General features: G+C 67.7%; 9 protein-coding genes. 6 read left to right on the plus strand and 3 right to left on the minus strand.

Annotated elements, in window-relative coordinates:
* The 3 genes from ASE78_RS18990 to ASE78_RS12455 form a co-directional block, all read left to right on the plus strand.
* The coding region (locus tag ASE78_RS18990) for a hypothetical protein (protein ID WP_162236502.1) at positions 1-1,687 on the plus strand (1,687 nt) is incomplete at its 5' end.
* A 57-nt stretch (positions 1,688-1,744) separates the two neighbouring features.
* On the plus strand, positions 1,745-2,827 hold the full coding sequence (locus tag ASE78_RS12450; RefSeq protein ID WP_056497665.1) for a biotin carboxylase: 1,083 nt from the start codon (positions 1,745-1,747) through the stop codon (positions 2,825-2,827).
* Between the two features lie 219 nt (positions 2,828-3,046).
* Positions 3,047-3,508 (plus strand): GNAT family N-acetyltransferase, encoded by a 462-nt coding sequence (locus ASE78_RS12455; RefSeq protein WP_056497667.1) that lies wholly within the window; start codon positions 3,047-3,049, stop codon positions 3,506-3,508.
* Between the two features lie 251 nt (positions 3,509-3,759).
* Here the strand turns inward: ASE78_RS12455 and ASE78_RS12465 are convergent, their stop codons facing one another.
* The 3 genes from ASE78_RS12465 to ASE78_RS12475 are packed head-to-tail and all read right to left on the minus strand — an operon-like array spanning position 3,760 to position 6,523.
* Entirely contained in the window at positions 3,760-4,023 is a 264-nt protein-coding gene (locus ASE78_RS12465; RefSeq protein ID WP_055760114.1) for a DUF1467 family protein, read from the minus strand.
* A 20-nt stretch (positions 4,024-4,043) separates the two neighbouring features.
* Positions 4,044-5,684, minus strand: a complete 1,641-nt coding sequence (locus ASE78_RS12470) for a ribonuclease J (protein ID WP_056497673.1) — start codon at positions 5,682-5,684, stop codon at positions 4,044-4,046.
* Positions 5,685-5,728: 44 nt separating this feature from the next.
* A complete protein-coding gene (locus ASE78_RS12475; RefSeq protein WP_056497675.1) occupies positions 5,729-6,523 on the minus strand; it encodes a type III pantothenate kinase in 795 nt (264 codons plus the stop codon).
* Positions 6,524-6,770: 247 nt separating this feature from the next.
* Here ASE78_RS12475 and ASE78_RS12480 point away from each other — a divergent pair, with 247 nt between their 5' ends.
* The 3 genes from ASE78_RS12480 to ASE78_RS12490 are packed head-to-tail and all read left to right on the plus strand — an operon-like array spanning position 6,771 to position 8,940.
* Positions 6,771-7,883: a DUF3089 domain-containing protein gene (locus tag ASE78_RS12480; RefSeq protein WP_056497677.1), complete on the plus strand. Its 1,113-nt coding sequence runs from the start codon at positions 6,771-6,773 to the stop codon at positions 7,881-7,883.
* Positions 7,880-8,350, plus strand: coding sequence for a Holliday junction resolvase RuvX (gene ruvX, locus ASE78_RS12485; protein ID WP_056497946.1), 471 nt, complete (start codon positions 7,880-7,882; stop codon positions 8,348-8,350). Before ASE78_RS12480 ends, ruvX begins: the two co-directional genes overlap by 4 nt.
* Before the next feature lie 56 nt (positions 8,351-8,406).
* Entirely contained in the window at positions 8,407-8,940 is a 534-nt protein-coding gene (locus tag ASE78_RS12490) for a hypothetical protein (RefSeq protein ID WP_156351496.1), read from the plus strand.
* Positions 8,941-8,998 lie beyond the last annotated feature (58 nt).

Consider the following 8,998-nt stretch of genomic DNA (forward strand, 5'->3'; position numbering starts at 1 on the left):
GTCCGACGCGATTGGCGAGCGGCTGGCCGAGCGGCGGCGTGATGGCGAGGCGATGTTCGAGACGTTGGGTCAGGGACTCGAAAACTTCGACGCGCAGTTCGCGGCGGTCCAGTCGCACGGTATCGCCCGCGCGCAGGCGGCTTACGACGCGATTGCCGAACGGCTGGCCGAGCGCCAGCGCGATGGCGAGGCGATGTTCGCGACGCTGGGACAAGGACTGGAAAGCTTCGACGCGCAGTTCGCGGCGATCGAGGCGCAGGGCATCGCACGGGTACAGGCATTGTCCAACGCGATCGACGAACGACTGGCCGAACGGCGACGCGACAGCGAGTCGATGCTGGCGACGCTCGGCGAAGGGCTGGATGCGTTCGACAGCCGGTTCGAGACGATGCGCCATGACGGGATCGAGCGGATTCAGTCGATCGCCGGCACGATCGAGGCGCGGCTGACCGAACGACGCCGCGATGGCGAGGCGTTGCTGGCGATGCTCGACGACGGGCTGACCGGGTTCGATGAAAAGTTCGATGCGCTGCGCGTCAGCGGCGTCGAGCGGGTGCAGGCGGTCGCGGGATCGATCGAGGTGCTGATCCAGGTCGCCGATGCACTGACCGAGGCACTGGACGGCAACGACGAAACCGCGCGCCGCGTGGTCAGGACCGCCGAGGAAGTGCTGACCGCGCTGGATGCCGCCGCGCGCGAGATGGACGAGACGCTGCCCGGCGCGCTCGACCGGCTCGACACGCGGGTCACGGCCAGCCGCGACATCGTGGCGCGGGCCAAGCCCGAGCTGCTGGCACTGGTCACGGCAGCCGAGAGCACGCACGAGGCGATCGAGGCGATCGCCGGCGTGGTCGACATGCAGCGCGAGACACTGACGAGCGTGCAGCAGAAGCTGCTCGACACGCTCGATCTGGGCAAGGACCGGATTTCCGAGGTTCGCGAGATCGCCGACGAAACGATCGCGACCACCGTGCGCTTCGCCGAGGATGCCGCACCCCGGCTGTCCGAAGCGATGCTGCGCATCCGCGATACCGCCGAGAGCGCCAGCGCCAAGGCGCGGCAGACGCTGGCCAAGGTGCTGCCCGACGTCGCCCGCGATCTGGAGGCGCAGGGGACGCGCGCGCTGGCCAATGCGGTCGACCGCGCCGTCACCAATCAGGTGGCGGAACTGTCGTCGATCGCCAATCAGGCGGTCGCCTCCGCGATCGAGGCAGGCGAGCGGCTGTCGCGACAGATGGTCAAGATCACCGAAACCGGCGAGGAGTTGGAAACCCGGATGGCCGCCGCGCGCGCCGAGCGTGAAGTGGCCGACAGCGAGCAATTCTCGCGCCGGGTAACGACGTTGATCGAGGCGATGAATTCGGCGTCGATCGACATCGCCAAGTCGCTGTCGACCGATGTGTCGGACACGGCATGGGCCGCGTATCTCAAGGGCGACCGGGGCGTGTTCACGCGGCGGGCGGTGCGGCTGATCGACGGGGCGGAGGCGCGTGACATCGCGCTGCTGTACGACGGCGACGAGGGGTTCAGCGATCAGGTGAACCGCTACATCCATGATTTCGAGGCGATGCTGCGGCAGGTGCTGAGTTTGCGCGACGGATCGTCGATGGGGGTGACGTTGCTGTCGTCGGACATGGGCAAGCTGTACGTCGTGCTGGCGCAGGCGATCGAGCGGTTGCGTAACTGATTGACAGATAACGCCCGAGGGGTAGGCGGGCACCGTTCCGAAGCGGAGGTGCCCCTTGTGACCCAGCGTTGCGTCGCGATCCTGTACCAAGCGCTGCCGCCGCCGGTGATCGACGGGTTGCGCAAGGATGCCAAGCCCGGCGGCTATTCGGACGGCGGGGCCGACATCGCCGTCGCGCTGCAAGGGCGCGGCGTGACGGTGGCGACGCCGGTCGCGGCTCCCGATCCGGCGGTGGCGCTCGACTGGGTGTTTCCCGATACCGCTGCGGGCATCGCGGCGGCGATTGCGGCAGGGGCGGACACGATCTGGGCCAATACCGTGCTGTTCGCCGGGCATCCGCTGGAGCAAGTGCGGGCGCCGGTCGGCATCGTCGGGCAGGAACCGGCGGCGATGCAGCGGTTCGACGACAAGTTCGCCACCAACCGCATGCTGGGCGACGCCGGGCTGCCGGTGGCGGGATCGTTCCTGTTGAGCGGCAGCGCCCGGCCGGGGGTGGTCGCGCTGGACGGTGTCGCCGGGGCGATCGTGACGCGGGGGATGGCGTTTCCGTTGATCGTCAAGCCGGTGCGCGGGCGCGGCAGCCAAGGGGTGACGCTGGTTGCGGATCTGCCCGGACTGGTGGCGGCGGCCGGGGCGTTGATCGCGGCGGCGACATTCGGCGACATGCTGATGGTCGAGGCATATCTGCCGGGCGAGGAGATGACGATCACCGTCCTGCCGCCGGAGGCCCCCCGGCCCGACGGGCGGGTCGCCGGGGGGCAGCATGCGTTGCGCCCGGTGCTGCGGTTCGACCAGCGCGGTGGCGTCGCGCCGTATAACGGCGACGTGCCGGTGAGCGCGAACAGCGTGGCGATCCCGGCGGCGCGGATGGACGAGCCGGCGGTGGTGGCGATGGTCGCGGCGTGCGAGGCGGCGGCGGCGATGGTCGGGTCGCGCAGCGCGATCCGCATCGATTGCCGGGCAGATGCCGGTGGAAACTTTCACCTGTTCGACCTCAACATGAAGCCCAACATGACCGGTCCGGGGCGACCGGGGCGCGACGATCAGGATTGCCTGTCGGCGATCGCGGCGCGGGCAGATGGTTGGGAGTACGCCGATCTGTTGCTGGCGATGCTGGCGGCGCGGTGGGTGGCCGGATAGGCGGCAAAGTTTACAAAGTTTACACAACAGCGTCGTTTCGGCGGAAATGCGTTTACCCGGAATCAATGACTTGGCGCGGGTTTCTTACACCTGTCGGTGTAGCCGATGGTTTAAGCGGGATGGACGATCGGAAAGAGCGGGGTCATAATATTCTGTCACCCGCGAGGCGTGTAGGACAGTCGAACCATCGGACCGCGATGTTCGATCGGGGGGAATACCATGGATATGCGCCTGGCATCGATTGGCGATGCTGCCGCCCTGCGCCGGGTGCTGCGCGAGATCATCGAGCATACCGGCCGCGAACGCCCCAGCGACGAGGCATTCGTGATCCGGCAGTATCTGGCAAACCCCGCCAGCATCCGTTGCACGGTGGCGATCGACGCTGCCGGTGAGGTCGTCGGCTTCCAGTCGCTGCTCCGCGCAGAAGGCGGCAACCGGTACGACGTGCCCGAAGGATGGGGCATCATCGGTACGCACATCAGCCCGCGTGCGCACCGGCAGGGCGTCGGCAGCGCGCTGTTCCGTTCCAGCCGCGAGGCGGCGGAACAGGCGGGGCTGGAGACAATCGACGCCTGTATCGCGGCGGGTAATGCGTCCGGTCTGCGCTATTACGAGGCGATGGGGTTCCGGACGTATCGGGAGCCGGTGGGCATCGTACAGAAGGCGTATGTGGTTCGGTGAAGGTGATCCAGTTCGGTCGAGCGGATATTATTCCAGATTATTCCTCGACCCGGGCAGTAGGCGGTCCATCAACCACAAGAGGACTATCGCTATGGCCACGCCAGCAGCGCACCGGATAACGAGCGATTCCAGCCGGCTGTATCCGAATGCCTGTAACCACGACCGCATTACCGCGCCGAGCACGATGCTGGGCGCAAGCGCGACGGCTATACGCCAATATTTGCTGACGGTCGAATGCACCGCCGCCCCCCTCACCCGTTATAATAGTCCAGCATGTCGGACGTGACCCAGCCGTAGACGTAGTTCAGGTAGAACGCGCCGAACAGCACCAGCGACACGATGGTCGTGCGCCACAGGATCGGGCGGAGGCGGAAGCCGGCGGGGGCGCTGTCGGCCTGGCCCGCGACGGGGGGCTCGCCGGCTTCGTGGGTGGTGCGGATGCCGAAGGGCAGGACGAGGAACATCGCCAGCACCCAGAACAGCATCCAGATGGCGAGCGCCGACTGCCATGCCATGCGCCCGCCCCTCCCCGTCCTCAGGCGTTGATGATGAGGACGTCGACCACCGGCTTCTTGCCGGTCCAGCGCGTCGCCACGCGGCGGACGGCCAGCCGGATCGCTTCCGGAAGCTTGCCGCGTTCACGGCTCTTGGCGTTCACCGCCTCGGCCGCCGCATCGACTGCTTCCTCGAGGAAGGGTTCGCGGTCTTCCTCGACCGGCACGCCCTGCACGCGGATTTGCGGATCGCCGACCAGTTGCCCGCGCCGGTCGACCGCGACCGCGACCGACATATGGCCGAACGCGGCGAGCTTGCGCCGTTCGTTGATCGTGCTGCCCTCGGCCGGCAGGATCACGTCGCCGTCGAGCGCGAGGCGACCGACCACGGCCTTGCCGATCTTGGTCGCATTGCCCGGCGCAAGCCGTACGATGTCGCCGTTGGTCTGGACCAGCGTCTGGCCGACCCCCTGCGACAGACCGTAGCGGGCATGTTCCATCAGGTGGCGCATCTCGCCATGCACCGGCACCAGCACCTTCGGCCGGATCCATTTATAGAGCTTGGCCAGTTCGGGGCGGCCCGGATGGCCCGAGACGTGGACGTGCGCCTGACGATCGGTAATCATCTCGATGCCGGCGGCGGCGAGCTGATTCTGGATGCGGCCGATCGCGACTTCGTTGCCCGGAATCTGCTTGGACGAGAAGATCACCCGGTCGCCCGCTTCGAGCGACAACTGGTGTTCGCGGTTGGCGACGCGGGCGAGTGCCGCGCGCTGTTCGCCCTGCCCGCCGGTGGCGATGATGAGGACCTGATCGCGCGGCAGGCGCATCGCGGTGTCGTAGTCGACCGGCTGCGGGAAGTCCTTGAGATAGCCGGTGGCCTTGGCGACCTTCAGGATGCGGTCGAGCGAACGGCCCGCGACGCAGATCTCGCGGTTGGTGTCGCGCGCGACCTGCCCCAGCGTGTGGAGCCGCGCGGCGTTAGAGGCGAAGCTCGTCACCATCACCCGGCGGCCCTTGGCCGAGGATACCTGCTCGAACAGGCCCTGGCGGACATCGGCTTCGGAGCCCGAGGCTTCGTTGTTGAAGACGTTGGTCGAATCGCACACCAGCGCAAGAATGCCCTCGTCGCCGATCGCGGTCAGTTCCTCCGGGGTCGCCGGGGTGGCAACCATCGGTTCGCGGTCGAGCTTCCAGTCGCCCGAATGGAAGATCTTGCCATGCGGGGTATCGATGACGAGCGCGGTCGCCTCGGGGATCGAATGCGCCATCGGCACGAAGCGCACGCCGAACGGACCGACCTTCACGTCGCCGCCCAGTTGCACGATCTTCAGCTTCACGCGGTCGGAAATGCCTTCCTCGTCCAGCTTGCCGCGGATGAGGCCGGCGGTGAACGGCGTGGCGTAGATCGGCACGCCGAGATCGGCGGCGAGATACGGCAACGCGCCGATATGGTCCTCATGCCCGTGGGTGATGACGATGCCGGTGAGCTGGTCGCCGCGTTCTTCGATGAATTGAAGATCGGGGAGCATCACGTCGATGCCGGGGTAGGCCGGGTCGGCGAAGGTCACGCCGCAATCGACCATCAGCCATTTGCCGGCAGTGCCGTACAGGTTGACGTTCATGCCGATCTCGCCCGATCCGCCGAGCGCGACGAAGAGCAGTTCTTTCTTTGGGGTCACTAAGTCTCTTTCTAAACTCGCGCCTATTCGCGAGGGTCTTGGTTTCAGTCGCTGTTTGCTGGGGACATATGGGTTCGGCGCCACAGCATCGCCAGTCCCGTGATGGTCAGGTCCTGTTCGATCGCATCGAAGACCTGCGTGTGTTTTTCGAACAGGATGGCGAGGCCGCCGGTAGCGATCACGCGCACGGGTCGGCCGATCTCGGCCTTCATGCGCGCGACCAGCCCCTCGATCATCGCGATATAGCCCCAATAGATACCGATGTGCATCTGGTCTACCGTATTGCGTCCGATGACCGAGGTGGTCGCCGGAGCCTCGATGGCGATGCGCGGCAGCTTCGCGGCGGCCGTCACCAGCGCGTCGAGCGACAGGTTGATGCCCGGCGCGATGATCCCGCCCTTGTACGCGCCGGTATAGTCGACGACGTCGAAGGTGGCCGCCGTGCCGAAATCGACGACGATCAGGTCGCCGGGGTGCGCGGCATGCGCGGCGATGGCGTTCAGTGCCCGGTCGGCACCCACCGCATGGGGTTCGTCGACGTCGAGCGCGATGCCGTAATCGGCGGTGCCGCGTCCGGCGACCAGCGCGGTCACGCCGAAATATTTGGACGCCAGCACTTCGAGATTGTGGAGCGCGCGCGGCACGACGGTGCCGATGATGACGCCGTCGATGCACGACCGGTCGCGCCCGTCGAGCGCCAGCAACTGGCTGAGCCAGACCGCATATTCGTCGGCGGTACGCCTCGGATCGGTGGCGATGCGCCAGCGCGCGACGATGGTGTCGCCGTCAACCAGCGCGCAGACCACGTTCGTATTGCCGGCGTCGATCGCGAGCAGCATTGGAGTTCCCGGGGGCGCCCGACGGGCGCTTGCGCCTACCCGCCTAGAGAATGTGGGCGGTGGGGACAAGGGTTGCACGCTGCTCGTCATTCGGGCGAAGGCCGGAATCCATGGATACGGACCGTATCCATGGAGGCGCGGGCGTTGCGTGTCCGTGGATTCCGGCCTTCGCCGGAATGACGGCGGGGGGGCGTTGCGCTCGATCGCCCTTTCGCGCACCTAGGCGAAAATCCCTGAGGAGAGCCGGTTGGCGCGCAAGTTCCTGTATGTCGTGGCGACGCTGATCGTGCTGGCGATCGTGGCGGCGTTTGCCTATCGCCTGTTCGGGGTGGCGCTGCTGCGGCGGGCGATGGTGCCCGGCGTCGCGTTTCAGGGCGCGCCGGCGGTGGCGGGCGATGCCTATGCCAAACGCGGGATGTGGTTCGCGCGGCCGGGGTTGACCAACACGCCGGTCGACTGGCTGCCGCCGGGGGTCGCGCGGACTGCGCCGGGCAATGCCGAGATCTTCTTCATCCATCCGACCTCGTTCGTCGGGACCGACCGGTGGAACGCCGCGCTCGACGATGGCGAGACCAACGGGCGGGCACAGGTGTTCCTGCGTGGACAGGCCAGCGCATTCGCCGCCGCCGGGCGGGTGTGGGCGCCGCGCTATCGTCAGGCGACGTTCGGCGCGTTCCTGACCAGCGAGGGTGCGGCGACCCAGGCGCTCGACCTCGCCTATCGCGACGTGGCGGCGGCATTCGACCGGTTCGTCGCCGAGGCCGATCCGAAACGCCCCATCATCCTCGCCGGGCATAGCCAGGGGGCGCTGCACCTGACGCGGCTGCTGCGCGAGAAGGTGGCGGGGACGCGCCTCGCCCGGCGGATCGTCGCGGCCTATGTCGTCGGGTGGCCGGTGTCGCGCGTCACCGATCTGGCGGCGCTGGGGCTGCCCGAATGTCGCGGCGCGGAGCAGGCGGGGTGTCTGTTGTCGTGGCAGAGCTTCGCCGATCCGGCCGATCCGTCGCTGATCTTCGACACCTATGACGCGACGACCGGGTTCGACGGCCGATCGCGCGCGGCGACGCCGATGGTCTGCACCAACCCGCTGACCGGCACGCCCGATGCCGCCGCGCCGGCCAGCGCCAATCTCGGCACGCTGGTGCCCGACGCAGCGCTGACGAGCGCGGTGCTGACGCCGGGGCTGGTGCCGGCCCGGTGCGAGGGGCGCGGCATATTGTCGATGGGGAGCGAGTTGCCCGACCTTGGCCCCTATGTGCTGCCGGGCAACAACTGGCATGTATATGACTACAGCCTGTTTTGGGCGAACGTCCGCGCCGATGCGCTGCGGCGGCTGGCGACGTGGGAGGCGGCGCGATGATTACCGAGGACCGGACGATATATCGCGAGGCGCTGCCCGAAGGCGGGCGGCTGATCGGGCTGGATGTGGGCACCAAGACGATCGGGACGGCGCTGTGCGATGCCGGGTGGAGCTTCGCCAGCCCGGCGGTGCTGGTCAACCGGACGAAGTTCAGCGCGGACAAGGCGCAGTTGCAGACGCTGATCCGCCAGCAATCGGTGCGCGGGATCGTGATCGGCCTGCCGCTCAACATGGACGGCAGCGACAGCCCCCGCACGCAGTCAGTGCGGGCGTTCGCGCGCAATCTGGATGATCTGGCCCTCCCCATCTTTCTGTGGGACGAACGCTGGTCGACGGTCGCGGTCGAGCGGCAGATGATCGCCGAGGACCTGAGCCGCGCCAAGCGTGCCGAGCGGGTCGACAAGCTGGCCGCCGCGTACATCCTGCAAGGCGCGATCGACGCGCTGGTCAGCGTGCCGCTGACGTAAAGGAAATTTCCTCGGGACGGTGGACATAACGAGTACATGGCGGTTAGGGGGCGGCCGTGGCGCCTTCCCTGTTTCTTTTGCTCAGCGTAATATTGGCGTTCACCGGTGGCCATGCACCATGGGTGGTGGTGGCGACCGTGGTGACGGCGGCGGCGTCGGGCACGCGGCTGCCCGATCTCGACACTCCGCTCAACCTCAACCATCGCAGCGCCTTGCTGCACGGGGTGATCCCGATGCTGGTCGCGCTGCTCGATCCGCGGACATGGGGCGTGGCGGCCGGGCTGGGCTTCGGCATCGGGCTGCATCTGGCCGCCGACCTGTTTCCGGGCAAGATGCGCGGCTATGCGACGATCAAGCTGCCGCTGCTCGGATCGATCGGCGCGGGGCTGTCCTATCTGTGGATCGCGGCCAATGCGGCGGGCAATCTGATCGGCGGGGTGCTGATCCTGCCGTGGATCGCCGATGACGAGGCGTTGCGCGGCATCCTTGCCGGGGTCGGGCTGGTCGGCATGTTCTATCTGCTGACCGCCAAGGGCGGCTGGGCGGCGCTGGCGCTGTTCGGGGCGATCGGGTGGTGGTGGTTGGGGTGATGTGGCTCCCCTCCCTGACAAGGGAGGGGTTGGGGGGGGGGCGGGGTGCGAGGGAACG

It is taken from the genome of Sphingomonas sp. Leaf25, from assembly GCF_001421635.1.
Classification (GTDB): domain Bacteria; phylum Pseudomonadota; class Alphaproteobacteria; order Sphingomonadales; family Sphingomonadaceae; genus Sphingomonas.

What these genes read in the sequence shown, in the direction of transcription:
- ASE78_RS12465 (WP_055760114.1), bottom strand. Translation starts at nt 4,023, where the DNA reads ATGGCATGGCAGTCGGCGCTCGCCATCTGGATGCTGTTCTGGGTGCTG.
- ruvX (WP_056497946.1), top strand. Translation starts at nt 7,880, where the DNA reads ATGATTACCGAGGACCGGACGATATATCGCGAGGCGCTGCCCGAAGGC.
- ASE78_RS12455 (WP_056497667.1), top strand. Translation starts at nt 3,047, where the DNA reads ATGGATATGCGCCTGGCATCGATTGGCGATGCTGCCGCCCTGCGCCGG.
- ASE78_RS12475 (WP_056497675.1), bottom strand. Translation starts at nt 6,523, where the DNA reads ATGCTGCTCGCGATCGACGCCGGCAATACGAACGTGGTCTGCGCGCTG.